The sequence below is a fragment of the Paenarthrobacter sp. PPS72 genome (genome assembly GCF_048537125.1).
Taxonomy (GTDB): domain Bacteria; phylum Actinomycetota; class Actinomycetes; order Actinomycetales; family Micrococcaceae; genus Arthrobacter; species Arthrobacter nitroguajacolicus_E.
Window position 1 is genome coordinate 133,448 of the sequence record NZ_JBLYIE010000007.1, and the last position, 25,063, is coordinate 158,510.

A 25,063-nucleotide genomic window follows, 5' to 3' on the forward strand; every position below is an offset into this window, starting at 1 on the left:
ACATCTTGGATTCGAGCAAGGCAATTGCTTGTAATGTGGGAGGAAACCCCGTCCTGAGCTTAGGAGAACCCCATGCAGCCGGACCCCGTCGGCACCGTCGGATCCACCTCGAAGGGTGCAACCTTGCCCCCGCGCTTCGGATCATCGGAAGTGCCGGCCTCGCGAGCCACCCAGGACCGCATCGATATTCCGGAATTCGCACCGAGCCTGGAGCCCGAGGGCGACATCACCCCGGATCGGTTCCTGGACCGCGAGCTGAGCTGGCTGGCTTTCAACTCCCGTGTGCTGGAACTCGCAGAGGATCCTGACCTTTTCCTGCTGGAACGTGTCAACTTCCTCTCCATCTTCGCTTCCAACCTTGACGAGTTCTTCATGGTGCGCGTGGCAGGACTCAAGCGCCGCATCGCCACCGGACTCGCCGTGCCCTCCCCTGCAGGCTTGAGCCCCATTGAGGTGCTGGAACAAATCAGCGAAGAAGCCCACAAGCTGCAGGAACGCCACGCGCGCGTCTTCGCCGAGCAGATCCGTCCCGCCCTGGCCTACGAGCACATCCACCTCATGCATTGGCATGAATTGGACGAGGATGCCCGCCACCGCATCAGCATCATGTTCCAGGAGAAGGTCTTCCCCATCCTGACGCCGCTGGCTGTGGACCCTGCGCACCCCTTCCCCTACATTTCCGGCCTCTCCCTCAACCTCGCCGTGATCGTCAGCAACCCGATCAGCGACAAGGAACTCTTTGCCCGCGTCAAGGTGCCCGACCAGCTCCCCCGCCTCATTTCCGTTGATGGACCGCGTGCAGGCGCCATCCCGGGTCGCGTAGCCCGGTTCATCGCCCTGGAAGAAGTCATCGCCGTCCACTTGGACAAGCTCTTCCCCGGCATGGAAGTCCTGGAGCACCACACCTTCCGCGTCACCCGCAATGAGGACCTGGAAGTGGAAGAGGACGACGCCGAGAACCTCCTGCAGGCACTCGAAAAGGAACTCCTGCGCCGTCGCTTCGGCCCGCCGGTCCGCCTCGAAGTGACCACGGACATCAACCCGAACATCAAGGCCCTGCTGATCCGTGAGCTCGGGGTTGAAGAGTCCGAGGTCTACTCCGTACCCGCACCCCTGGATCTTCGTGGTTTGTCCGCAATCAGCGGCATTGACCGCGCCGACCTCCACTACCCCAAGCACGTTCCCCACACGTCCCGGTACCTCAACGAGTCCGAAACGTCCAAGGCAGCAAATGTCTTCGCCGCCATGCGACGCAGGGACATCCTCCTGCACCACCCGTACGACTCCTTCTCCACCTCCGTCCAGGCTTTCCTGGAGCAGGCAGCAGCGGACCCGAAGGTGCAGGCGATCAAGCAGACCCTGTACCGGACCTCCGGTGACTCGCCCATCGTTGATGCCCTTATTGACGCCGCGGAAGCAGGCAAGCAGGTCCTGGCACTTGTGGAGATCAAGGCCCGCTTTGACGAGCAAGCCAACATTTCCTGGGCGCGAAAGCTGGAACAAGCAGGCGTCCACGTGGTGTACGGCATCGTGGGACTGAAAACCCACTGCAAGTTGTCCTTGGTGGTGCGTCAGGAAGTGGACGGACTGCGCCGCTACTGCCACATCGGCACGGGCAACTACCACCCCCGCACAGCCCGGTACTACGAAGACCTTGGGCTGTTGACCGCGAACGAGCAAGTGGGCGAAGACCTCTCCAAGCTGTTCAACCAGCTCTCCGGCTACGCCCCGAAGTCAACATTCAAGAGGCTGCTTGTTGCCCCGCGTTCAGTACGCGCAGGCCTGGTGGACAGGATCGAAGCCGAAATCCGCAACGCCCGCGCCGGTGTCCCCGGTTTGGTGCAGATCAAGGTTAACTCGATGGTGGACGAAGCCATCATCGATGCGCTTTACCGCGCCTCGCAGGCCGGCGTGAAGGTGGACGTCGTAGTCCGCGGCATATGCTCGCTCCGCCCGGGAGTGCCGGGACTTAGCGAGAACATCACCGTCCGCTCCGTGCTGGGCCGCTTCCTTGAACACTCACGCGTCTTTGCCTTTGGCAACGGCGGCGAGCCCGTGGTGTACATCGGCTCCGCCGACATGATGCACCGCAACCTCGACCGCCGGGTGGAGGCACTGGTGCAGCTGGCCAGCAAGGAAGACACGGAAACGGTCATGGACCTGATGCGTCGCTACGTTGACGATGGCACGGCCAGCTGGCACTTGGACGATAGCGGACACTGGACCAGGCACCACCTGGACGGGGAAGGCAAACCATTGCTGGACATGCAGTCCTGGCTCCTGGCTTCCCGCTCACGCCAGCGCGCTGCGGCACGTCGGTAAGGACCCAGTTGAACAGCGATACCCCCGTGGCGGATCAAACAGACCACCCCGGCGAGCCGGTGGCAGTTGTCGCCGCCGGCGCCATTCCGTGGCGCGTCACCAAAGGTGGCCTTGAGGTCCTCCTGATCCATCGTCCCCGCTACGACGATTGGTCATGGCCCAAAGGAAAGCTCGACGCCGGCGAAACTGTTCCCGAATGCGCCGCACGCGAGGTGTGGGAAGAGATAGGCCTCAAGGCACCACTGGGCATACCTCTACCGGCGATTCACTACCACGTTGCTGCTGGCCTGAAGGTAGTCCGGTACTGGGCCGTTAAGGTCAATGGCGCGCAGCTCCGACCTGACGGCAAGGAAGTGGACAGCGTCATGTGGTGCAGCCCGGACCGGGCGGCCAGCTTCCTGAGCAACCCTACGGATGTGGAGCCGCTCGAATACCTCGAGAAGGCCCACGTCCGCGGGGAACTGGACACATGGCCGTTGGTACTGATTCGCCATGCCAAAGCCAAGCCACGCTCCTCATGGACAAAGGCCGAGGGCGATCGTCCATTGGCAGCAACCGGGCAGCGGCAGGCAGTTGCCGTCCAGCGTCTTCTGGAGGTGTGGAAACCGCAACGCGTTGTGAGCAGCCCTTGGGCGCGTTGTGTTGCCACGATCGCCCCATATGCCAAGTCCAGCGGGGCAAAGGTGAAGCTGGTGGAAGCACTCACCGAGCACACGCACCAGCGCTCGCCCAAGAAAACAGCTGCCGCTGTCGAGGCCTTGTTCGACAAGCAGGTGCCGATCGCTGTCTGCACGCATCGCCCGGCCCTGCCCACGGCGTTGAAGCAGCTGGGCCAGCATATGTCGCAGGCCCTGCGTGCGCTGCTTCCTTCCACAGACCCCTACTTGTCGCCGGGCGAGGTCATCGTCTGCCAGGTAGCGCGCGGGTCTGAAAGGAAAGTTGTGTCCGTGGAGCAGGTCAAGCCTTTCGACGACTAGGAACCGCTTGCTTGCCCCCACATCTTTGTATCAGTAGATTGATACAAAAGATGTGGGGGTCTTGCTGTGGTTGTACTGCCAACGTTGTTTTTCCTGGGGCCGGTGATCGGTGCCATCATCGTCTACCTGTTCCTGCGCATGCAGGTCTGGTCCAAACCCGATGCCCAGGCAGTAGCCTCGCACGGGTTGTGGGTAGGCATCATCGGGTGGATGGCCAGTTCCCTCCAAGGTGCCATGAACGCCGGGATCATTCGGGCAAATCCCATGGGATCAACCGCACCTGCAACTCCGGATCAGATCGCCGGCGCTCTGGCGTGGCCCATTCTGGCCTGCCTCGCCGTTCACGCACTGGGTCAACTGAGCTACCCCGCTCCCAAGGCACCGCGCAGATACGCGGAACTGACCGTCCGCAGAATCAGGGACTTCCTCCCCGGCAAACTTGCCTGGACCACAGCCGCGATCTTCGGATACGCAGGCTTGGCTATTGCTTGGATCGCAGCGTTGCCCGCGCACGCCGCCTTGCCACCATCACCGCCTGCGCCACCAGTGTCGCCCCAGCAGCCCGGCGCGCCCTACGGCCCATCCACGTATCGAGGCCCATCCACGTATCAGGGCCCATCCACCGTTCCCGGCCCCTCCACGTTTCAGGGGCAGGACGGCAGGATTCCGGGCTCGGACATGGCGCTGTGGCTCGGCGGGGCCTTACTGGTCCTGGCCTTGGGAACCTGGCTTGTGCTTCTCCTGATCGCTCGTCGCAGGCAGCTGGAAACCCTCGATGGCAGCGACAATCGAACGCTCCGGACCATTGCCACTAACCGGTTGCTCCGGACCGTCGCGACCATCGCCGCCGGGCTGGCCACCATCGCCGGCAACTTCGCAGCACAACCGGCGCCGGGTGCAGCGTGGCAGTCGTCCTGGTTCAACGTGCTGGGGCTCATCAACATGGCAGTGCTCCTGGGCATGTTGTGGTGGAAAGTCCCCGAGCTTCCGTCGATTCTCACGGTCCGGAAAACCACCACCGCAAACACGCTCCGTGCCGATCCTCGAACGCACGGGGCCGCCCGGCTCACCATCTCCCTTGGAGCTATGTTGGGCGTGGTGGGCGGACTTGCCCTCCTGGCCGGTGTCGTGGTGATCCTTATAGCACCGCCACCCCTGAACCCCTGGCCTTTTCCGGTCCTCACCACCATTGGCGCTGTGGCCCTGTTGCTTGGCATTGCGGCGGGCGAGATGCTGATGGCGCGGAATTATGGACGAGCAGAAGCGACGATCCAATGGCCACGGCAGCCCGTTTCAAGAGGACTGCTTTCCTTCGCAATCGGAAGTGCCTTGGTATTTGCCGTGGCAGTGGTTTTCGCCATGGCTGCAGAAGTCCAGCCCTTAACCCCGAAGACGTGGCCGATAGTTCTTTTGCTCTCTGCCGTAGTTGCTGCCACCGGCGCCGCGGCGATCGTTGCCGTGCGCCGCCGTCGTGGTATCCCCGAAGGCGCGAACGACGCAGGCCTGGACGCCGCCATGCGGGCCATCAGCATGTATCGAATCGTCAGGACGTTGGCCGCGTACTGCCTGGGGCAAGCGGCAGCGCTGCTGGTGATCACCGGCGATGCCTGGTACACGCTATTTACACCTGCCGGTGGCGAGTACGCGCCGGCGCCCAGCCCGGCCATCACGGCGGGCATGGTCTTGGCTGCTCTTGCCGTGATCGTGGCTGTGGTACCGGTGCGCAGCCTGTTCCATGCGATTCCCCGCGGCGAGGCGGCGAAACTTGGGGAACGCGCACAATGACTGCCGGAATCACCCTGGATCTTTCCGATCCGGTTCCACCCTACGAGCAAATCCGACGACAACTCAGTTCCCTGATTGCGGTAGGGGCCTTGGAGCCCGGAAGCCGCCTGCCCACGGTCCGTAGCCTGGCCGCTGACCTTGGTATTGCCGCCGGAACCGTGGCACGCGCCTATAAAGAACTCGAACAGTCCGGACTGATTGAATCACGACGCCGGAACGGGACTATCGTGCTCGGGCCACCTCGGGCACCGCGAGGCGTGGCCGGAGGAGACGCAGCGGTAATGGCCGCCCTTGACGACGTGATACGGACGGCGCGCAGCGCGCGCATAGGTGACGAATCGCTCGTGGACCTGCTTCGGGGACGACTTGCCCAAACAAGTAAGCTGGACTCGTGAGCATCCCCACCCCTTATGAAGACCTCCTGCGCGATGTCATGGCCAACGGCACGCACAAGTCGGATCGAACCGGAACCGGAACGCGCAGCGTTTTCGGCCGCCAATTGAGGTTCGATCTCGCCAAGAGCTTCCCGCTCATCACCACCAAACGGGTCCATTTCAAGTCCGTGGCAGTTGAACTCCTTTGGTTCCTGCGCGGCGACTCGAACGTGAAATGGATGCAGGATCAGGGCGTCTCCATCTGGGACGAATGGGCCGATGCCGACGGCGAGCTGGGCCCGGTCTATGGCGTCCAGTGGCGCAGCTGGCCCACCCCCGACGGCGGACACATTGACCAGATCTCCGAGCTCATGACCAACCTGTCTGCCAACCCCGACTCCAGGCGCCATATTGTTTCCGCGTGGAACGTGTCCGAGCTCAAGGACATGGCATTGCCGCCGTGCCACGCGTTCTTCCAGTTCTACGTGGCGGACGGTAAATTGTCCTGCCAGCTGTACCAGCGCTCCGCTGACACGTTCCTGGGTGTCCCTTTCAACATTGCCTCCTACGCCCTGCTGACCCGCATGGTGGCGCAGCAGCTCGGGCTGGAGCCGGGCGAGTTCGTGTGGACCGGCGGCGATGTGCACGTCTACGACAATCACGTGGACCAGGTTGCCGAGCAGCTCAGCCGTGAGCCGTATGACTACCCGCAGTTGAAGATCCTCCGCAAGCCGGACTCGATTTTCGATTACACGCTGGATGACTTTGAAGTTGTGGACTACCGCCACCACCCCACCATCAAGGCTCCGATCGCAGTATGAGCATGTCTTCCCCTGAGACCCCCTCCCAGCTTCCCGGCATCATCTTTACCCAGGAGACTGCAGCCCGCATGACGGGTATCGGCATGATCTGGGCGCAAACAAAATCCGGCGTCATCGGCAAGGACGGCACCATGCCCTGGCAGTTGCCCGAGGACATGAAGCATTTCAGCCAGATCACCACCGGGCACCCCGTCATCATGGGCCGGAGGACCTGGGAGTCCTTCCCGGCAAAGTACCGTCCGCTCCCGGGCCGCACCAACATTGTGGTGACCCGCAACGCCGAGTGGGCTTCCACGCCAGAGGCGGAGGGCGCCGTGGTGGTTTCCTCCCTTGATGCTGCCCTGCTGGAATCGCAGTTCGCACCCGGTGGCCAGAATGTGTGGATCGTCGGCGGCGGCGAGATTTATCGTCAGTCCATGGACATCGCCAATCTGGCGGTCATCACCATCATCGATTCCGAGGTGGAGGGCGACACCTACGCCCCGGAACTCGGCGATGATTGGACTTTCGACTCCATGGCCCCGTCCGAGGGCTGGCTCACCGCCAAGAACGGCACCAACTACCGGTTCACCTCATGGCGCCGGAACGAAAGCTAGGAAAGCCTGCATGCTGAAGAAACCTGAAACCCTGTTCGTTCTGGGCTACATGCTGTTGCCGCTCTTTGCACTGATCTCCGCCATTGTGGGGCTCACCATGATCCTTGGCGGCAACAGAATTGCCGGCATCATTGTGCTGATCGTCGTCACACAGGTGTTTACCTTCGGTGCGTTCTTTGCCCTGCGCAAGCGCAAAGCGGTACTTCTCCAAGAGCCCGACGCCGGCCACTAGGGCGCCTCTTGCGGGTCACGCGAGTACGGGGTACTTCTCCCCATCGCGGCTTGAGGCTCTAACGACGTAGAGTCGGTTGGACCGCAGAAGCGGTGGTTGGACAGACTTGGGGGCTGTGGTGGCAGGAAATTTTTGGGGTGCGGACGTGGCGCAGTTGCGCACGCTCGCACAGCAGTTCGGGTCCGTGTCGGAGCAATTGCTTCAGCAATCGTCCCTGTTGACGAACCAGATCAACAACAACCCCACGTGGAAGGGCAACGATGCCACTGCCTTCCGCTCCGACTGGAACGGCAACCACCGGAATCAGCTGATGCAGTCGGCTTCCTTCCTCAAGCAGGCTTCCAAAGACCTCCTCAGGAACGCCGCCCAACAGGAGAAGTCCAGCGATGCCGCCCCGGGGTCAGGTGGCGGCCCGCTTCCAGGGAGTTCCGGATCCGGCCTTGGCACCGGTCCAGGTCCGGGCTCAGGTCCGAAGGACAATCCTTGGGGTCCGGACTGGCTGGCCAAGGGATCGCCGTTCCGTGATGCCTGGGGTCTCAGGGGCCAGATCAAGGCCGGGCTCGACCTGCCGAAGAACATCTTTGGACTGGCCGCCATGAGTGCCAGGGGCCTGGATACGTTCACTAACGCAGCCGAATGGGGCAAGCTCGCATCCCGCAGTGTCACCTACAACCTCTTTGACTCCGCTACGGATCTGCTGGGATTGAAGAACCTCCAGAAATACGTGCCCGCCCTGAACAAGTTCAGCGGCGTGTTCGCGGAGAGCACTTGGCTATTCAAAGGTCAAGGGTCTGTCATGGAGAGTTTGGGCAAGGGCGGGCTGGGCCGGGGTCTGGGATGGTTGGGTGTTGGACTCAACGCCTTCGACACCGTGAAATATGCTGCCGAGGGCAAGACCGGCGACGCAGTCTGGTCCGGAGTCAAGACCGGATTGGCCGTGGGCAGCTTCCTGCCTCCTCCTGCCGGCACCGTCTGTGCCGTAGTCAGCGCCGGCATCGCCGTCTATGAAATTCCTGCAGTCAAGAATTTCGTGGATGGCGCGGCCAAGAATGTGGCAGACGGCGTTGCGAGTGCGGTCAAGGACCCCGGCAAATTCATCGCGGACACGGGCAAGAATCTTGCTGACCTTGGCAAGGGCGCAGCATCGTTCCTGGGAATCGGTTAGTGAACAACAGAGGAGCCAAAAGATGACCACCATGCATGAGGAAACCGACTCCGCAATAGGGTTCGGATTTGCTGAACTTGCTTTCATGATCAGGATGTTCGATACCAAACCGGCCAAGAAGTCCGCGGAGGTCTTCCGATTGGAAGCGGAAGTGGCAACGGAACGCCTCTGCGTAGCCGGTGGTTCTTCGCTGCTGGCCAAGGGGTTCGCCAGCGTCGGCGACGACTTGGAATTGGAAGGACCGGCTGTTGCGGTGGCCTACGCCCTCGCCAAAGCGGACCGCTGGACCGAAATCAGCCTGAACACCGCAGACTCCACGGATACTGTGGTCCACCTCGAATCCGACAACGTGTCCCTGCTCCTCCAACCCAGGACGTTGGAGACGTGGTTCGTTTTTGCCCAGGATCCTGCTGTTCCGGGGGCTGCCGCTGAACTCTCGATCATTGAGGAACACGTCCGTAACAACCCCGACGGGACCGCCTTCCTCCGGGCAAGGACCATCGACGGCGAAGACCATCTGCTCATCCGGCCGGACGCCGGTGGCTGGGCGGTGGGCAAGGTCTTGGATCCTACGAAGGATGTGGTCGAGACCACGGGTTTGGACACCCAGGGGCTCCTGGGATGGATTCTCGCTACCCGCGGCGAAGCAAGCGCATGAGCCAGCCGGAAAATCGGCGAGGGCGACGGAAGGGCTATTACGCCCGGCAGGTCGAGGCCGAAGCAGAGCGGCAGGGCCTCACGGTAGAGGAATACGGCGTGTACAAAGGCGATGTAGGGAGCGTCGTCAAACCCATCAATTCAGCGGGTGGACTCCTGTTCCTTAGCATCCTGATCACCTTGATCATGACTGTTGTGGGCGCCCTCATGGTCAAGCTGTTCATGGACGGCACAGAAGACGTCAACTGGGGCCAGATAATTTTCGGCATCGTCTTCGGCCTCTGGATTGTTCCCACGGCATGGTTCCTGTACTTCAAGGAACGCAAAGCATCACGCCTGCGGCAACAGAACGGCAAGACCATCGAGTTGCCCACCCGGCGCAACACCCCCCGCGACTGAGTCCGCCTGACCGCTGGGGCGAGTGCCGTCGTCGTGCTTCCCGTGCGTGACGTAACCAACAGCGGCAGTTTGCTCCGAAAGTTTAGACTTGGTGAATGACTACAGCAGCTAATCCGTCCGTAGGACTGGTCGGTTGGCGTGGCATGGTCGGCTCCGTCCTGATGCAACGCATGCAGGAAGAGAACGACTTCGCCAACATCAACCCGGTATTTTTCTCCACCTCGAACGCAGGAGGTGCCGCCCCGTCCTTTCTGAGTTCTGCCGCTGGCGATCCAGGCAAGCTCGAGGATGCGTTCGATATTGAGACGCTGGCCAAGCTGCCGATTATTCTCACCGCCCAGGGCGGGGACTACACCAAGCAGGTTCACGGCGAACTCCGCAGCCGTGGCTGGGACGGCCTCTGGATTGATGCTGCCTCCACCCTTCGCATGAATGACGACTCGATCATCGTGCTTGATCCCATCAACCGCGATGTCATCGACGCCGGACTGTCCGGTGGGGTGAAGGACTTCATCGGCGGCAACTGTACGGTTTCGTGCATGCTCATGGGCCTTGGCGGCCTCTTCAAGAACAACCTGGTGGAGTGGGGAACCTCCATGACGTACCAGGCAGCTTCGGGTGGCGGCGCCCGGCACATGCGTGAACTCCTCAACCAGTTCGGCACCCTCAACAACGAGGTCAGCAGCGAACTGGACGATCCCGCGTCGGCCATTCTCGAAATCGACCACAAGGTCCTCGCTGCGCAGCGCAACGGTGTTGATGCCACCCAGTTCGGCGTACCGCTTGCCGGGTCCCTCATTCCCTGGATCGACGCCGACCTCGGCAACGGCCAGTCCAAGGAAGAGTGGAAAGCCGGCGTGGAAACCAACAAGATCCTCGGTACCGGCAACGGCACCGCAGGCAAGGACCACATCGCCATGGACGGACTCTGTGTCCGCATCGGTGCCATGCGCTCCCACTCCCAGGCCCTCACGCTCAAGCTGCGCGAAGACCTTTCCGTGACGGAGATCGAGAACCTGCTGGCCAAGGACAACGAATGGGCCAAGGTTGTTCCGAACACCAAGGAAGCCTCCATGGCCGACCTCACCCCGGTGGCAGCATCCGGCACACTGGATATCCCCGTGGGCCGAATCCGCAAGCTCGAAATGGGCCCGGAATACATCAGTGCATTCACCGTTGGCGACCAACTCCTCTGGGGTGCCGCCGAGCCGCTCCGCCGCATGCTGAACATTGTGACGGGAAAGCTCTAGTTCTGCCCGGCCAAGCACGTCGCTGACCCGCTGTTCCCCTGCTGTCCAGCAACGGAACAGCGGGTTTTCCGTCTTTGGGGCCCTGCCGAAACCCGCCGGCGGGCTCAGCCGGCCATGAACTTCAGGTACGCGCGGCCCTGGGCATGGAACGAACGCTCAGCGGCCGGGCCCAACTGCCCGGCGAACGGCTCAGGTGCGACACCTATGGTCTTGCCGCTCACGGTCCTCGCCCACGTTCCCACCACTTCTCCGCCGGACACCATGATCCGTTTGAACACTCCGTTCTTGCCCGGCACTACCAACTCCGCATCCTCGGGAGCCAGCACCAGGCTCCTGTCCTGGTATCCGAGCAGGAATTCGTCGAACCCCGGGAGTGCCAGCAGTGAGCGCGAGCCGGGGACGCCGTCGTCGAGCATTGCCGCAGTTTCCGGCGAGAGCCAATAACTGGTGCCGCCGAACTGCAGCCCAACCAGACGATCCTGCACCTGTTCCAGGGCTTTGCGCCCTTCCGTGACGGGAATCTGGCTCCACCATGAAAAATCCTTGATGGTGGCAGGCCCGTGCGCCAGGATGTAGCGGAAGAGTAACTCGGCGATTCCTTCCTCCCGGCCCAGCTGCCGCGAGTCCGGGATCCACTCGTCGAACGGCACGAACAGTTGCTGGACACCAGTATTGCCGGTGGTCCCCGCCATGGGTCCTTGGACCAGCCACGCGCGCTGGCAAAGGCTCCCCAGCAAGTGAATACCCCGCTGCGCCTTGGTGATCTGGCCGGCTTCCTCGAAAGCCTGGAACAGCTGCTCCCGGGTGGCTCCGGGCCTACCCTCCGCTTTGAGTTCCTCAGCGGTTTTGAAAGTGATGTCCCGGCAATGGCTGATGTCATCAGGCGTGATGCCTAGTTCGCGGTGGCGACCCGTCAACGACTTCATCAGCCGATCACTGGTGATGCCCAGAATCCAGCGCAGATCTTCGGGGGCAAGCAGGTGGAGCGTTCCTCGCATAGGCCAAGAGCGGACCAGTGTCCCGGCGTCGAGCGCCGCCCGGACATCCGAAGCAGCCGTGCCGGGTACCCGCTGACCCACCGCCCACAATGCCGAGCCCAGATCCTGTGCCTGCATGGCCGTCATCCACCGGACCGCGTCCGGAACGGTGGCAAAGCGGCTGCCCAACAGGCCTTGGCTGGCAAGCCGCAACCGGCCCATGACGCGTGGAGTGAGGTTGGTTCTCTCGGCAGGCATGTTTCATCCTAAAGGACGGTTTGCACAGGAAACCTTGCCGCGCCTCCCAGCCCTCGCCCAGCAGCAGATCCTAGGATGGGTTCATGCTTTTTGGTGATCTCGCTCCGTTTGTGCGGCCGATGAGCCGGTGGTTGGCTACCGCCGGCTGGTTCTGCACGCTCGCCGGGCTTGGCGCCGGGCTGATCGTGGCGGTAGGGACAGGGGTGAGCCTCTCCCCCTCGATGCAGGCCATCCAGACAATCAGCCTGGTGGCAACTGCCGCGGCCGCTCTCCTCATCGGAACTGCTGCCGCCACCCAGCCCGTGGCCGATCGCGACGACGACGCTCCCGAACCCTGGTTTTACCCGGCAGCCGCAGCCCAGGTCCGCAGCTTCCTGCTGGGAGCAATCGTCCTGCTCCTTGGCTTGGTGGGTTTCGCCACGGCCGGGCTGTTCATGCCCAGCGGACCGTCGCCGCAAAGTATCGCCTTCAGCCAAATCTTCCTGTTGGGAGCAGTCAGTTGCGGCCTCACGTTCCTGCTGCTCAACAAGGTCCTGCCGATTGCGGAGAGGCGCACCCGCTAGAGGCTGACGCCGATCAGCAAGGGCTCCGGGTGCAGTTCAATGCCAAAACGCTCGACGACGCCGGAACGCACCTCACGCGCGATCGCCACCATGTCCGTAGCCGTCGCTGAACCCCTGTTGGTAATGGCAAGTGTGTGCTTGGTGGACAGGGAAGCCCGCCCGCCGGAAACACTGGATTCTTCGAGGCCAAAACCTTTACCGAAGCCGGCCTGATCGATGAGCCAGGCAGCGGAAAGCTTCACCAGTCCGTCGTCGCCAGCAGGATACTTGGGCGCGTTCTCCGGCAAAGCTGAGGCACTTTCCGCAGGAACGATCGGGTTGGTGAAGAATGAACCGGTGGAGTAGGTGTCGCGGTCTGCAGGGTCCAGGACCATGCCCTTGGACGCGCGGAGCCGGAGGACTTCCCTGCGTACATCATTGGAGTAGGCTCGTTTGCCGGCCTCGACACCCAGCACACGGGCCAACTCGGCGTAGCGGATGGGGGCACTCATCCGTCCCAGCGGCAACTGGAATTCGACGGTCAGCACCACGTAGCGGGGCGAGCCCTCAACGGTGGTCTGCTTCAGGATGGAGTCGCGGTATCCGAACTTGAGCTCGGAGTTGGTGAACGTCTGCACCGCGTTGCGTTCGCGGTCCCAAGTGCGGACTGCCGCGATGGTTTGTGAAACGTCTGCGCCATAGGCTCCCACGTTCTGCACGGGTGTGGCTCCGGTGGCGCCGGGAATGCCGGACAACGCTTCCAGGCCGGACCACGCATGCAGTACCGCATGCTCCACCAACGCGTCCCAGTTGTGTCCTGCCTGAACTACGACGGACACGCCGCCACAACTGTCTTCGGAATTCACGCTGAATCCCTCCGACGCGATCCGCAGGACGGTACCGGGGTAACCCTCGTCCGAGATCAGGAGGTTGGAGCCACCGCCGATGATCAGGAGTTTTTCGCCTGCAGCGTCGGCCGACCGGACGGCGTCGATAATCTCTGCCTCGGTGCGGGCCTCCACATATTTGCCAGCGGGGCCGCCAACAGCAGCAGTGGTCAGTTCGGAAAGCAGCGTTTGGGTCACCAATCAAGCCTAACGGGCTTCATTGGCCTGCGCGGACTGTGCCCTCTGTTGACCGGCCCTTCTGTTGACCGGCCAAGGGCGCCAAAAAGAAGCTGACCACCAGTAACGCAAGGGGCGCCAGCAGTGAATGCAGGATGCCGAAATGTTCAGCCAACAGCCCCAGGAGCGGAGGGCCGCACAAAAAGGCACCGTAGCCTATGGTGGATACCACCGAGACACGGGCCGCCGCATGCACAGGATCGTCGGCGGCGGCGGACATCCCCACTGGGAATCCAAGTGAAGCGCCCAGGCCCCACACCGCCAGCGCCAGGAATGCCAGCCACGGAACCGGAGCAAACACGAAAAGCGCGAGGCCCACGACGGCGGTGGCCGAGCACCAGCGCATCACCACCACACGCCCAAAACGGTCCAGGATAGCCGTTCCCGTGAAGCGCCCGATAGTCATGAACGTGACGAAGAGGCCGTAGCCGACAGCGCCCGCGGCATCGGACTGCCCGTAACCATCAGCGAGGGCCAAGGCAACCCAGTCCCCGGCGGCTCCTTCGGCCAATGCCAAGCCGAGGACCAGGACACCAATCAGCAAGGTCCGGCGGTCACGCCAGGCAAGGGCCACGAGCCGTTTGTTATCCAACGGTGCCGCGGCTTCCTGCTGAGGACCGGCCGGCTCCGGAATGATAATGGGCAGTGGCCCGGTGGAGGGATCCTTGAAGGTATCCGTTTCTGCAGGCCGGTAAGGTTGCGTAGCTACAGCGGTCTTTTCGGCACGGAACCAGAACGTGGCCGTGACAACGGACGCAGTGACCACAACGCCCGAAATCAGGAAGTGCCAGAACACCGGCATGTGGATGGCAGCCGCCCACGCACCGAACCCTGCTGCGGCTACGGTTCCGAGGCTGAAGGCACCGTGCAGATGCGGCATGATGTGCCGCTCCAGCTCGCGTTCCAGCGAGGCCCCTTCCACATTGGAGGCGGTGTTCCAGCTGGCCGTGCCCAGCCCAAGAACTGCCAAGCCCACTGCCACTGCCAGCGGGTTCGCCGCAATGGAGGTGCCTACACCCACGGTGACAAGCCCCGCACCCACCATGCAGCTGCCTATCCTGGTGGTCAGTTTTGGACCGAGCCGCAGCACAATGAGGCCGGAAGCTGAGATCGAGATGAACGAGGCCACCGTCATGCACATGAGCAAGAGGCCGATTCCGCCCGGTGTGAGGTTCAATCCATCACGGATGGCAGGCAGGCGTGATACCCACGTGGCGAACGCGATCCCGCTGGCCGCGTAGGAGGCAAGAACAGCGGCGCGCCACCGCGACATTTCAGTCGATGTGGCGCTCGGTTTGCTGCGATGTTGCCAGGTGTTCGGTTGGTTCAAGAGACCTTCACTACCGCCTGCGACTTCATGAGGACTTTCTGTCCGCCCGCAACGACGGTGAGGTCCACGCGGGCGGTGCGGGCATCGGCGTCGAGCGCTCCCACAACACCGGTGACATCGATGACGGCGCCGGCCTCATCGGTCCCGGTGGTGTCGGTGACGAGGACGGGCTTGGTGAAGCGGGTCTGGTAGTCGACGACGGCGGCGGGGTCGCCTGCCCAGTCGCTCACCAATTGCACTGCGGCACCCATGGTAAACATGCCGTGCGCGATGACGCCCGGCAGTTCCACGGACGTTGCGAACGATTCGTTCCAGTGGATCGGGTTGAAGTCGCCCGAAGCTCCTGCGTACTTGACCAGGTCCTGGCGGGTGACGTCAATGCTGCGATTGCCGATTTCCTGGCCGACCGTCAGTTCTTCGAATGTGGGGCTCATGGCTATTGTCCCTCTCCGCGGACCAGGATGGAGGACGTGGTGGTGGCGACCTTTTCGCCTGCCTCGGTGGAAATCTCGGAACGGGTGGTGATCATGGCTCCCCCACCCATGGCCCGGACGCCGTCTACATGCAGTTCCGCAACAAGGCGGTCACCGGCGACGATGGCACGGTGGTGCGTGAACCGTTGGTCGGCGTGGACCACGCGGGAAAAGTCGATGCCCGACTCCGGGTCCTGGACCAACCGGGCGTCAGCACGCTGGGCGACGATGATGGCGAACGTTGGCGGGGCTACGAGGTCGCTATGACCAAGGGCCTTGGCTGCCTCGACATCGAAGTGCGCGGGGTTGCCGGCTTTAACAGCCATGGCGAATTCGCGGATCTTTTCTCGGCCGACGTCGTATATCTCTGCGGCAGGGTAGCTTCGGCCCTGCAGGTCCGGATTGATACTCATGCTCCAACCCTATCGGGCATCGGGAGCCGAGGCGCAGAACGTTAGGTTGGGGAAGGCGTTACTTCTTGTGGAGTCTGCGGATCTTCTCGCCCCGAACCACAAGTCCTGCAACATGAAGCACCAGGCCAACACCAATGACGGGCAATGAGGCAATGGCCAAACCCTGGTTGCCGGAGCTGTTTCCCACTATGGACAAGACGAGCCCGACTGCCATAAGTCCCATGGCAGCGAAAACCAGAGCTTTGTAGGACGTGGAGGCGGTGGCCCAAAATTCTGCTAGCACCCTCCAAGTGTACCGGGTGCCTTGTGAGGCCCGCTCTGCGCCCCTAATTCCAGGCATGCCACGCACAGTAGGCCCCACAACGCAGAAGGGGGTTGCCGAGGGGTTAGCTCTCGCGGGAAAGAGGCTCCCTTAGGGTCGAGAAGTCGCCCCTCGACGGACACAGAGGATTAGAACAAGGAGTCCTGCAGCGCCGGGATCTCCGTAGTGTGGGGGCCGAATTCGATCTTGCGGCCCTTCAACGCACCCAGGTCCGCCACGAAGCTGCCCTCTACCTCGTTACCCTCAGCATCCGGAAGGCCGGCCAAGGCGATAGCACCGGAAAGTGAGTGGACCCGCAAACCATGCCCGCCGGCATCGAACGCTAGCGGGTAGGGATGGCGACGCGCTCCTTCGTCAGCGGCAACACAGAGCCGCTCCGCCAAAGCGGGCCGTTCCCACTCTTCCTCCACAACGGCGTAGCCGGTCATCGCCAGCCCACCGAGCAACCCGCGCACCCGGCCGGCGTGCTGTCGGTTCAACGCCAAAAGCTCGACGCCGGCACGCGGCTCCACGAGTCCGGCAGCTTTGGAAGCGGAACGGACCTGCTGGACGAGTCCGAGCTCGCGCGTCACCATGTCCTCAAGAACACGAACAACACGGCCGTCTTCTGCGTGAGCCACATAGGAAGCGTGGACAGCACCCTGTTCGGCCAGCCGGTTCCACTTGCGCGGCGCAGAGGCGGTCCCCACTTTGGTGGCACCGTTCGCAAACGTGGCCACGTACAGCCAATGGGGCTGCATCAAGTAGGCACGTAGGCCCGAGGGGACATACGTGCCGCGGTGGAAATCGTGCATTAACCGGGAGTCATCCCGCGCAAAGCAGGCACCGCATTGCTTCCCACGCTCCGCTGGGGATCCACTGCGGCAGGGAACATGCGTACGATCCCCCGGGCCATGAACTTTAGTGTGCCCAAGGCACCACAGACCGGGAACAACGCGCAGGCCCAGGGTTGAGCCCTGGGCCAACGCAACTTCAGCAAACCCCGCGTCCGGCGTGAACATTCGCAGGGCAGGGGACGAAGAGTCCCAGGCGACTCCGTGGACCAGCATTTTTACCTGACCAGCATGCTTACAAGGAGGGCTGGACTCCGAAGGCCACTGCGAGCTTCATGATCTTCTCGGCGCGACCCAAACGCGGGAGGTCCGAACCATCGCGAATGACGCGGCCGTTGGCCTCGAAGTCGTTCATGAAGTCCGTCGCCCAGGCGACGTCGGAAGGCGTGGGGCTGATGACCTCGTTGATCACGGTGGTCTGGTCAATGGCCAGGCAGAGCTTGCCGGTCATGCCCATGGTCACGGTGATGCCGGTCTGCTCGCGCAGGATGGGGTGGTTGGTACCGACGGTGGGGCCGTCGATGGGACCCGGCAGGTTCCCTACGCGGCTCGCGACCACGAGCTTGGCGCGCGGGTAGGCCATGGCCTCGGGGGTGGCCGCCATGCCGGTGTCGCGGCGGAAGTCACCGGAACCGAAGGCGAGGCGGAAAGCACCCTGTGCACGCGCGATGTGGTTGGCTTCCTCGATGCCCAAGGCGGACTCAACCAGTGCGACCACGGGAGTCTTGCCGTCCATGCGGTGGTAGGACTCGGTGACCTGGTCAGCGGACTCGGTCTTGGCGAGCATGACACCGAGCAGTCCCGGGGTGCCGCGCAGACCGGCGAGATCGTCCGCCCAGAACTTGCTGGTGGCGTCATTGATGCGGACCCACGCCTTGCCGCCCGCGGTCAACCAGTTGACCACGTTCTCGCGGGCAATGTCCTTCTGGGAAGGGTCAACAGCGTCTTCGATGTCAAGGATGATGGCGTCAGCCCGTGAACCCGCGGATTCGTCAAAAAGCTCCGTCTTCATGGCATTCACAAGGAGCCAGGAACGGGCGATGTCGGCGGGAATATTGCGGGTAGGCCGAACTGATTCGGCGGCGATGCTAGACGTCATGTATCTACCGTATCCGTCCGGCGCCCCGCACAGCGAAGAATTCCGCCCGGTTGTGAGGATCAATACGAACTAAACCCCCTATGACTGTGGGGTCCCGCAGTATGAACGCCCGACGCCGGTAAGCACCAGTCATATCCTGCCCACCCGTCGCTGTTGTTAACAGGGCTCAACATGGCGTCTTTGTGTCCCAGCGTTGCCGGGAATGGCCCCGGATTTCTTCCCGTTTCGGGCTGTTTCGCAGCGTTTCCGGGCGTTACCGCGGCACTTCCCAGCCGGCGTCGGGATGGGTTTACATCATTCCCAAGCCGTTGCACAGGCTCTCAAGCCCTTGCGTCAGCCGGCCACCCAACACCCGTCCAAACCACATCGAAAGTAGCTCCCATGAAATTGCACCTGCCCCTGCTGAGCGTCGCGGCCGCCGTCGTACTAGCGCTGACGGTGTCCGGCTGCGGCGGTGCAGCCGAAGCCGGACAAGGCGGCCAAGCCGGCAATGAAGTCACCGAACTCCGGTACCAAGGCTGGGCAAACCAGGTCACGTTCCCGGAACTGGCCGAAGACCTTGGATACCTGGGCGACGTCAAACTGAAGTGGGTGGGAAACACCACCAGCGGTCCCCAGGACATCCAGTCCGCGGCCACGAACCAAACCGATTTTGGTGGGGCCTTCACCGGCGCCGTCACCAAACTCATCGAAGCGGGAGCGCCCGTGAAGGGCGTCATCAACTACTACGGTGCCGACCAGGAGAATTTCAGCGGCTACTACGTGAAGGCGGACAGCGCCATCAAGGAACCGCGTGACCTGATCGGCAAGAAGATCGCGGTCAACACCCTGGGCGCTCACCACGAAGCCGTCATCAACACATACCTGACAAAGAACGGGCTCAGCCCGGACGAGATCAAGCAGGTCCAGTTGGTCCCGCTGGCGCCCAATGACACCGAAGAAGCCATTCGCCGCGGACAAGTGGACGTAGGCACCTTGGGCGGTGTCCTGCAGGACCGGGCCATCGAGGCCGGAGGCTTGAGGTCGCTGTTCAACGACTACGAGCTGTTCGGCACCTTCGCCGGCGGCCAGATCGTCCTTCGCAACGACTTCATCGAGAAGAACCCGAACACCACCCGGACCTTCACCACGGCCATCGCCAAGGCCCTCAAGTGGGCCACGGAAACGCCCCGCGAAGAGGTCATTGCCCGCTTCACCAAAATCATCGAGAGCCGTGGCCGCAACGAAAGCACAGCCAACCTGAAGTTCTGGAAGAGCCCAGGTGTCCCTGACAACGGCGTGATCAAGGACGAGGACTTCACCCGCTGGGAGGCCTGGCTGAACGCCTCGGGAATCGTCAAGGACAAGCTCACGCCCTCCAAGTACTACACGAACGGGTTCAACGAGCTCGCTGCGAAGGGATAGCCATGACCGCAAAGATCAGTCTCCGGAACGTCACCAAGGAATTTACGGTCCGGGCCACCAAAACCACCAGCGCCACCCGGCTCACCGCCATCGATTCCCTGAGCCTGGACGTCCGCGACGGCGAATTCCTCACCCTGGTGGGGCCCAGCGGGTCAGGAAAGACCACCCTCCTGGACCTGTTGGCCGGGCTCTCCACACCAACGTCCGGCGACGTCCTGGTAGATGGTAAACCTGTCACCGGACCGGGCAAGGACCGGGCCGTGGTGTTCCAGCAGTATGCGCTGTTTCCTTGGCGCACGGCCTCGGCCAACGTCTCGATCGGGCTCGAAGGCGCGGGACCGGACGGAAAGAAGCTGAACCGCCGGGAACGGGCCGCGAAAGCCAGCGAATACCTTGCACTCGTAGGTCTGGCGGGGTTCGAGGACCGCTACCCCCACGAACTCTCCGGCGGCATGAAGCAGCGTGTTGCCATCGCCCGCAGCCTGGCTTACGAACCGGATGTGCTGCTGATGGATGAGCCGTTCGCAGCCTTGGACGCCCAGACCCGCGAGCAGTTACAGGATGAGCTCCTCAGGATCTGGAAAGCCACAGGCAAGACCATCGTCTTCATCACCCACGGCATCGACGAGGCTGTGTACCTCGGCCAGCGCGTGGCGGTTCTGAGCGCCCGCCCCGGCCGACTGAAGGAAATCGTGGACATCACCATCCCGGACCGCGACGGCGATGAGGACATCCGCTCCAATCCCGCCTTTGTGAAGCACCGCCATCAGGTGTGGACGCTCCTGCACGACGAAGTCCGCCGGGCCCAGGACGCCGGCCACCGCAAGATCCTGCCGGACGGCAGCGCACCGGACGAACCGGCAACCATTACCGAAAGGAGCGCCGCCTGATGACAACCACATTGACTCAAACAAAAGCGGCACCACAATCAGGCAGAACACCTCAGGCGGGCACCACGGCTGGGCCGGGTGCCGCCGTCGAGCCTTCCATTAATCAGCCGGCTTCCAAGCGGACGACGCCGGCACCCGCCATTGCGCGACGCGTCGCCGGAGCCGTCGGTTCAGGGCTCTGGAAGTCTGCGGCTGTCCTTGCTTTCCTGGCGCTCTGGGAGCTCGGACCTACGTACTTGGCCAGCCCATCCACGCGGGTATTCCTGCCGCCGCTGCACGAAGTGCTGTTGGCGTGGGGCAAGCTCTTCGAAGCGGGCACCATCCAAGGCCATATCGCAGCCAGCCTTACCCGGTCCGTTTCCGGCTTCGGTGCGGCGCTGGTGGCAGGTGTATCCCTGGGCCTGCTCATTGCCTGGTACGGACGCCTGAACTCAGTCCTCAACCCGCTGCTGGAACTGTTCCGCAACACAGCTGCCCTGGCGTTGCTGCCCGTGTTCATGCTGCTGTTGGGTATCGGCGAGGAATCCAAGATCAGCATCGTGGCGTACGCGGCGTTCTTCCCCGTCCTACTGAACACCATTGCCGGGGTGAAGACCGTGGATCCGCTCCTGATCCGGGCAGCACGTTCTTTGGGGCTGAACAACTTCAGGCTCTTCCAGAAAGTCATTCTTCCCTCCGCCGTTCCCACGATCTTCACGGGCATCCGGATGGCCGGCACCGCGTCCATCCTGGTGTTGATCGCCGCCGAAATGGTGGGTGCCAGAGCGGGTTTGGGTTATCTGATCGTGAACGCCCAGAGCAGCTTCCTCATCCCGGACATGTATGCGGGCATCCTCACGGTGTCCCTCTTGGGGCTCGGCGTGAACTTCCTGCTGGTAGCCCTGGAACGGCACTTCTCCCGTTGGCGGACCGCCGTTGGCTCTGCCGCTTCCTGACCCCACCCACGCGGCACTCGCCGCAACCATCACAACAAGAACCCTCACAACAAGTAAGGAAAACCATCATGACCGTCATTACCGAAACCAAGCTCGAGTTCGCCAAATTGGGCTCACGCATCGGCGCCGAAATCCGTGGCCTGGACATCAGCGGAGACCTGAGCGAAGAAACTGTGGCGCAGATCCGGGCAGCGCTCAACGAACACAAAGCACTGGTGTTCCGCGAGGCCAACATCCTGACCGACGAAGCCCAAGTGAAGTTTGCTTCGCACTTTGGACCCCTGACCAAGGCGCACCCCACGGTTGCTTCCGTGGACGGCGAAGAAAACGTCCTGCCCGTGGACAGTGAGAACGGTTCGGCCAACAACTGGCACACGGACGTCACCTTTGTGGTCAACCCGCCGCAGGCTTCCACGCTGCGCAGCATCGACCTCCCGGCGTACGGCGGCGAAACTTTGATTGCGTCCTCGGCCGGGGCGTACCAGGACCTCCCCGAGGAGTTGCGTAACTTCGCGGACAGCTTGTGGGCGATCCACACCAATGACTACGACTACTCGGTGCCCAAGAACCTTGAGCACTCCAACGCGGAAGAGCGACGCAAGGAGTTCACCCGCTTGAAGTTCGAAACCGCCCACCCCGTGGTGCGGGTCCACCCTTTGACCGGCGAGCGCGGATTGTTTATTGGGGGCTTCGCGCAGCGTCTCAGGATCGTGGGCTTGTCCAACACTGAATCCAAGGACATCATCCGGCTCCTGCAGGCTTATGTGACGCGTCCGGAGAACGTGGTCCGCGTGAATTGGGAGCCCAACCAGGTGGTCCTGTTCGATAACCGCATCACCCAGCACTACGCCCCGGACAACTACGACGGCCAGCAGCGCAAGCTCAATCGCGTGACCATTGCCGGGGACATTCCTGTCAGCATCGACGGCAAGCCCAGCCAGGCCTTGCAGGGTGATTCGAGCACGTACTCCGTGGTTGCCCCGATCAGCAACGCCGCCTAGTATGTGTTGCTGTTCGCACCCAACTGAGTCGCATTAGTGGTCCTTCCCAGGCTTGGGAACAGCCACAAATGCGACTCAGTTGGGTTAAAAAACGGGATCAGGGGATGTTGTTTCCCCTCGCTGCCACCCAGAGCCCGTACCACTGGGCACGAGTCATTCTCTTAGCGATCGCTGCGGCATCTGCGCAGGCCTTGATGCGCCCTGGGTTGGTGGTCCCAACCACCGGAGAGATGCCGGCCGGGTGCTTCATCAGCCAGCCCAGCAGTACTGATTCCGGCGTGGTGTTCTTCTCCCCCGCCAGTTTTCCAAGCATTTCCGAGGTAGCCGTCTCGGCGGGGGAAAACTCCGCAGACGCCGCACCTGTAAAGCGCCCCTGGGCCAAGGAGCCGTACGCCTGCAGTTCAATCCCTTTGGCCATGCAGTGCTCAAGTGTCCCGTGCGGAAAGCTGTACTCCAGCCCCTCGGAGTGGTTGAGCAGCACGGTGCTCTCCAGCCAGTCCCTGCGCAGCAAGCTCATTTCCAGCTGGTTCGCCACAATGGGCGTCTCCAGCTCATCCTGCAGAAACGCGATCTGCGCGCCGGACATGTTCGACACACCCAGTTGCCGCACCTTGCCCTCCGCCATCAACTGCCCGACGGCGCCCGCCACCTCGCGCGGGTCCATCAACGGATCGGGACGGTGCAGGAGCAGTATGTCCACGTAGTCCGTTTGAAGCCGTTTCAGGCTCTGGTTGACGCGTTCAAGAATGGCTTCACGGCTGAGGTCGTAATGCGTTTGGAGTCCGCGCTCCCCCAGCCTGATCCCGCATTTGGTCTGCAGTTGGATCTTCCCGCGCAGACCCTGCGAACGGGCGAGGACTTCACCGAACACGGCCTCGGACTTTCCGCTGCGATAAATATCCGCGTGGTCGAAAAGCCCGACGCCAATCCCTTGGGCGGCTTCGATCACAGCAGCGGCCTGATCGATTTCCGGAGCCCCATAGGACGTACCGCTCCAAGGACCGCCGAGTCCCATACAGCCGTAAATGAGGCGTCCACGCCCGTTCGCACTAGTCATAACTCAGTATTCTGCCCCACCGCCAGGAGTGTCCTCAGCGCTTACGCGTTGCTGAGAATCCAGGCAGTGGTGTCTGAAGGCAGCTTGCCATCCTCCAGCGGTGCGCTGGTCACCACAACGTTCCCTTCCGGAAGCTCCACAGGCTTGGTGCCGAAGTTGGTCACGGTGTGCCAGCCACCGGGGCGGCTGAAGTGCAGCACGTCCTGGTTGCCGGTTTCCACCCACTCGAGTTCCTCGTCCGTTTGGAGTTCGCTGCGGAGTTGCAGTGCCTTCTTGTAGAGCTCCAGGGTGGAACCTGCCACGCCTTCTTGCTTGGATACTGCATAATCCTTGAACCACTCGGGCTGCGGAAGGTGTGCCTTGCCTGCGCCGAAACCGAAGGAAGGGCCCTCCGCGGTCCACGGCAGCGGTACGCGGCAGCCGTCGCGGCCAATCTCGACGCCGGGATTGCGGTAGAAAGATGGGTCCTGCCGTTCGGAATCAGGAATTTCCGCAACTTCACGCAGACCGAGCTCTTCGCCCTGGTAGAGGTAGGCCGAACCGGGAAGCGCGAGCAGCAAGAGCGTCGCGGCGCGTGCACGACGCAAGCCGAGTTCGACGTCGAGCTCTTCAGCCGGAGCGCCTGCCAGCAGCCAGCCCTTGCCGTCCTGGCCCTTGGGCTTGCCGCCCGTGATGTCCTGCGCCGCATTGGTCCCCTGCGCTACGGAACCACCCTTGGGCAGGCCGTAGCGGGTGGCGTGGCGGACGACGTCGTGGTTGGAGAAAACCCATGTGGAGGAGGCTCCCGATTCCTTTGCCGCCACCAGATTGTCAGTGATGATCTTCCGGAACGAGGCTGCGTCGTAGTCCGACTGAAGAAGGTCGAAGTTGAAGGCCTGACCCAGTCCCTCGGGGCTGGCGTAGCGGGAACGGCGGGACTCGTGGACCCAGGCCTCGGCGACGGCGGTGCGCGGCGGGGTGTACTCGTTGAACAGTTTGCGCCACTCCGCATATACCTCATGGACTTCATCGCGGTCCCAGAAGGGGTGGGAACCATCGGTGAAGCCGTCCGTGCCATGGGCTTTGGCTTCCAAGTCAGCCTTCATGGGCAGCGGCTCGGAAAGATCCTTGGCCATGCCGTGCGCCACGTCGATGCGGAAACCGTCCACGCCCCGATCCGACCAGAAGCGCAGGGTCTTCAGGAAGTCTTCGCGGACCTCCGGATTCTCCCAATTGAAGTCCGGCTGCTCTTTGGCGAAGATGTGCATGTACCACTGCCCCGGCGTGCCGTCAGGTTCGGTGATCCGGTCCCAGATGGGTCCGCCGAAGACGGAGTCCCAGTCCGACGGCGGCAGCTCACCGTTTTCGCCTCGGCCGTCCCGGAAGATGTAGCGTTCGCGTGCCGCGGAGCCCTTGGGTGAGGCCAACGCTTCCTTGAACCATTCGTGGCGGTCGGAGGAGTGGTTGGGAACGATGTCCACCACGATCTTGATGCCTGCGGCGTGAAGGGCTGCGGCCATCTCGTCGAAGTCCTCAAGGGTTCCCAGCTTCGGGTCCACATTGCGGTAGTCGTCCACGTCGTAGCCGCCGTCTGCGAGCGCCGATGGGTAGAACGGACTCAACCATACGGCGTCGATTCCCAGTTCTTGCAGATACGGGACTTTGGCCGTGATGCCCTTGATGTCTCCGAGGCCGTCACCGTTGGCATCGTAGAAGCTGCGCGGGTAGATCTGGTAGACGGCCGCCTGGCGCCACCAGTTCGGATCAGACATGCGGTCGGCGTCGGTACGGTGTGCCTGAGTGGCGGAAGTGCTCACGAAACTCCTTTGATTTAGAATCTAAATTTAT

Annotated in this window: 26 protein-coding genes; 16 read left to right on the forward strand and 10 right to left on the reverse strand. The window is 62.6% G+C overall.

Going from position 1 to position 25,063, the window contains the following annotated elements; all coding sequences use genetic code 11:
- Positions 1 to 72 precede the first annotated feature (72 nt).
- From ACLRGI_RS04675 to asd, 11 genes are all read left to right on the forward strand, one after another.
- Positions 73 to 2,322, forward strand: a complete 2,250-nt coding sequence (locus ACLRGI_RS04675) for an RNA degradosome polyphosphate kinase (protein ID WP_419200492.1) — start codon at positions 73 to 75, stop codon at positions 2,320 to 2,322.
- A gap of 8 nt (positions 2,323 to 2,330) precedes the next feature.
- Positions 2,331 to 3,299: an NUDIX hydrolase gene (locus ACLRGI_RS04680; RefSeq protein ID WP_419200493.1), complete on the forward strand. Its 969-nt coding sequence runs from the start codon at positions 2,331 to 2,333 to the stop codon at positions 3,297 to 3,299.
- A 66-nt stretch (positions 3,300 to 3,365) separates the two neighbouring features.
- Positions 3,366 to 5,084: a hypothetical protein gene (locus tag ACLRGI_RS04685; protein WP_419200494.1), complete on the forward strand. Its 1,719-nt coding sequence runs from the start codon at positions 3,366 to 3,368 to the stop codon at positions 5,082 to 5,084.
- On the forward strand, positions 5,081 to 5,479 hold the full coding sequence (locus tag ACLRGI_RS04690; RefSeq protein ID WP_419200495.1) for a GntR family transcriptional regulator: 399 nt from the start codon (positions 5,081 to 5,083) through the stop codon (positions 5,477 to 5,479). Before ACLRGI_RS04685 ends, ACLRGI_RS04690 begins: the two co-directional genes overlap by 4 nt.
- Complete coding sequence (locus ACLRGI_RS04695; RefSeq protein WP_419200496.1) at positions 5,476 to 6,279, forward strand: thymidylate synthase; 804 nt, start codon at positions 5,476 to 5,478, stop codon at positions 6,277 to 6,279. The genes ACLRGI_RS04690 and ACLRGI_RS04695 overlap by 4 nt, the downstream gene beginning before the upstream one ends.
- Positions 6,276 to 6,875 carry a dihydrofolate reductase gene (locus ACLRGI_RS04700; RefSeq protein WP_419200497.1) on the forward strand — a complete coding sequence of 200 codons (600 nt, stop codon included), beginning with the start codon at positions 6,276 to 6,278 and terminating at the stop codon, positions 6,873 to 6,875. Before ACLRGI_RS04695 ends, ACLRGI_RS04700 begins: the two co-directional genes overlap by 4 nt.
- Before the next feature lie 10 nt (positions 6,876 to 6,885).
- On the forward strand, positions 6,886 to 7,107 hold the full coding sequence (locus ACLRGI_RS04705) for an NF038396 family protein (protein WP_419200498.1): 222 nt from the start codon (positions 6,886 to 6,888) through the stop codon (positions 7,105 to 7,107).
- 118 nt (positions 7,108 to 7,225) lie between these two features.
- Entirely contained in the window at positions 7,226 to 8,272 is a 1,047-nt protein-coding gene (locus tag ACLRGI_RS04710; RefSeq protein ID WP_419200499.1) for a WXG100 family type VII secretion target, read from the forward strand.
- A gap of 22 nt (positions 8,273 to 8,294) precedes the next feature.
- Positions 8,295 to 8,930: a hypothetical protein gene (locus ACLRGI_RS04715; RefSeq protein WP_419200500.1), complete on the forward strand. Its 636-nt coding sequence runs from the start codon at positions 8,295 to 8,297 to the stop codon at positions 8,928 to 8,930.
- Positions 8,927 to 9,328, forward strand: coding sequence for a hypothetical protein (locus ACLRGI_RS04720; RefSeq protein ID WP_419200501.1), 402 nt, complete (start codon positions 8,927 to 8,929; stop codon positions 9,326 to 9,328). Before ACLRGI_RS04715 ends, ACLRGI_RS04720 begins: the two co-directional genes overlap by 4 nt.
- Before the next feature lie 95 nt (positions 9,329 to 9,423).
- Entirely contained in the window at positions 9,424 to 10,578 is a 1,155-nt protein-coding gene (gene asd / locus ACLRGI_RS04725) for an aspartate-semialdehyde dehydrogenase (protein WP_419200502.1), read from the forward strand.
- Between the two features lie 104 nt (positions 10,579 to 10,682).
- Here asd and ACLRGI_RS04730 read toward each other — a convergent pair whose 3' ends face one another.
- Positions 10,683 to 11,813 carry a winged helix DNA-binding domain-containing protein gene (locus tag ACLRGI_RS04730; RefSeq protein ID WP_419200503.1) on the reverse strand — a complete coding sequence of 377 codons (1,131 nt, stop codon included), beginning with the start codon at positions 11,811 to 11,813 and terminating at the stop codon, positions 10,683 to 10,685.
- Positions 11,814 to 11,896: 83 nt separating this feature from the next.
- On the opposite strand from ACLRGI_RS04730, the gene ACLRGI_RS04735 reads away from it, so the two are divergent.
- Positions 11,897 to 12,376, forward strand: a complete 480-nt coding sequence (locus ACLRGI_RS04735) for a hypothetical protein (RefSeq protein WP_419200504.1) — start codon at positions 11,897 to 11,899, stop codon at positions 12,374 to 12,376.
- Here ACLRGI_RS04735 and ACLRGI_RS04740 read toward each other — a convergent pair.
- The 7 genes from ACLRGI_RS04740 to ACLRGI_RS04770 form a co-directional block, all read right to left on the reverse strand.
- Entirely contained in the window at positions 12,373 to 13,440 is a 1,068-nt protein-coding gene (locus ACLRGI_RS04740) for a UDP-N-acetylmuramate dehydrogenase (RefSeq protein WP_419200505.1), read from the reverse strand. The genes ACLRGI_RS04735 and ACLRGI_RS04740 overlap by 4 nt on opposite strands.
- A gap of 19 nt (positions 13,441 to 13,459) precedes the next feature.
- Complete coding sequence (locus ACLRGI_RS04745; RefSeq protein ID WP_419200506.1) at positions 13,460 to 14,752, reverse strand: MFS transporter; 1,293 nt, start codon at positions 14,750 to 14,752, stop codon at positions 13,460 to 13,462.
- A 53-nt stretch (positions 14,753 to 14,805) separates the two neighbouring features.
- The gene (locus tag ACLRGI_RS04750; RefSeq protein WP_419200507.1) at positions 14,806 to 15,243 is read right to left on the reverse strand and encodes a MaoC family dehydratase; all 438 of its coding nucleotides are present in this window, start codon (positions 15,241 to 15,243) and stop codon (positions 14,806 to 14,808) included.
- A 2-nt stretch (positions 15,244 to 15,245) separates the two neighbouring features.
- Complete coding sequence (locus ACLRGI_RS04755; protein ID WP_419200508.1) at positions 15,246 to 15,695, reverse strand: FAS1-like dehydratase domain-containing protein; 450 nt, start codon at positions 15,693 to 15,695, stop codon at positions 15,246 to 15,248.
- Between the two features lie 58 nt (positions 15,696 to 15,753).
- Positions 15,754 to 15,978, reverse strand: coding sequence for a DUF3188 domain-containing protein (locus ACLRGI_RS04760; protein WP_419200509.1), 225 nt, complete (start codon positions 15,976 to 15,978; stop codon positions 15,754 to 15,756).
- A gap of 167 nt (positions 15,979 to 16,145) precedes the next feature.
- Positions 16,146 to 17,066: a DUF2797 domain-containing protein gene (locus tag ACLRGI_RS04765; RefSeq protein WP_419200510.1), complete on the reverse strand. Its 921-nt coding sequence runs from the start codon at positions 17,064 to 17,066 to the stop codon at positions 16,146 to 16,148.
- A gap of 19 nt (positions 17,067 to 17,085) precedes the next feature.
- Entirely contained in the window at positions 17,086 to 17,949 is an 864-nt protein-coding gene (locus ACLRGI_RS04770) for an HpcH/HpaI aldolase/citrate lyase family protein (protein WP_419200511.1), read from the reverse strand.
- Between the two features lie 381 nt (positions 17,950 to 18,330).
- Between ACLRGI_RS04770 and ACLRGI_RS04775 the strand changes: the two genes are divergently transcribed.
- The 4 genes from ACLRGI_RS04775 (at position 18,331) to ACLRGI_RS04790 (ending at position 22,179) form a co-directional block, all read left to right on the forward strand.
- Positions 18,331 to 19,353: an ABC transporter substrate-binding protein gene (locus tag ACLRGI_RS04775; RefSeq protein WP_419200512.1), complete on the forward strand. Its 1,023-nt coding sequence runs from the start codon at positions 18,331 to 18,333 to the stop codon at positions 19,351 to 19,353.
- Positions 19,354 to 19,355: 2 nt separating this feature from the next.
- Complete coding sequence (locus tag ACLRGI_RS04780; protein WP_419200513.1) at positions 19,356 to 20,243, forward strand: ABC transporter ATP-binding protein; 888 nt, start codon at positions 19,356 to 19,358, stop codon at positions 20,241 to 20,243.
- On the forward strand, positions 20,243 to 21,178 hold the full coding sequence (locus ACLRGI_RS04785) for an ABC transporter permease (protein WP_419200514.1): 936 nt from the start codon (positions 20,243 to 20,245) through the stop codon (positions 21,176 to 21,178). Before ACLRGI_RS04780 ends, ACLRGI_RS04785 begins: the two co-directional genes overlap by 1 nt.
- A 68-nt stretch (positions 21,179 to 21,246) precedes the next feature.
- Entirely contained in the window at positions 21,247 to 22,179 is a 933-nt protein-coding gene (locus ACLRGI_RS04790; RefSeq protein WP_419200515.1) for a TauD/TfdA dioxygenase family protein, read from the forward strand.
- A 97-nt stretch (positions 22,180 to 22,276) separates the two neighbouring features.
- Here the strand turns inward: ACLRGI_RS04790 and ACLRGI_RS04795 are convergent, their stop codons facing one another.
- Both ACLRGI_RS04795 and ACLRGI_RS04800 read right to left on the reverse strand, forming a co-directional pair.
- The gene (locus ACLRGI_RS04795) at positions 22,277 to 23,236 is read right to left on the reverse strand and encodes an aldo/keto reductase (RefSeq protein WP_419200516.1); all 960 of its coding nucleotides are present in this window, start codon (positions 23,234 to 23,236) and stop codon (positions 22,277 to 22,279) included.
- Between the two features lie 41 nt (positions 23,237 to 23,277).
- A complete protein-coding gene (locus tag ACLRGI_RS04800) occupies positions 23,278 to 25,032 on the reverse strand; it encodes a glycoside hydrolase family 13 protein (protein WP_419200517.1) in 1,755 nt (584 codons plus the stop codon).
- Between the last annotated feature and the right edge of the window lie 31 nt (positions 25,033 to 25,063).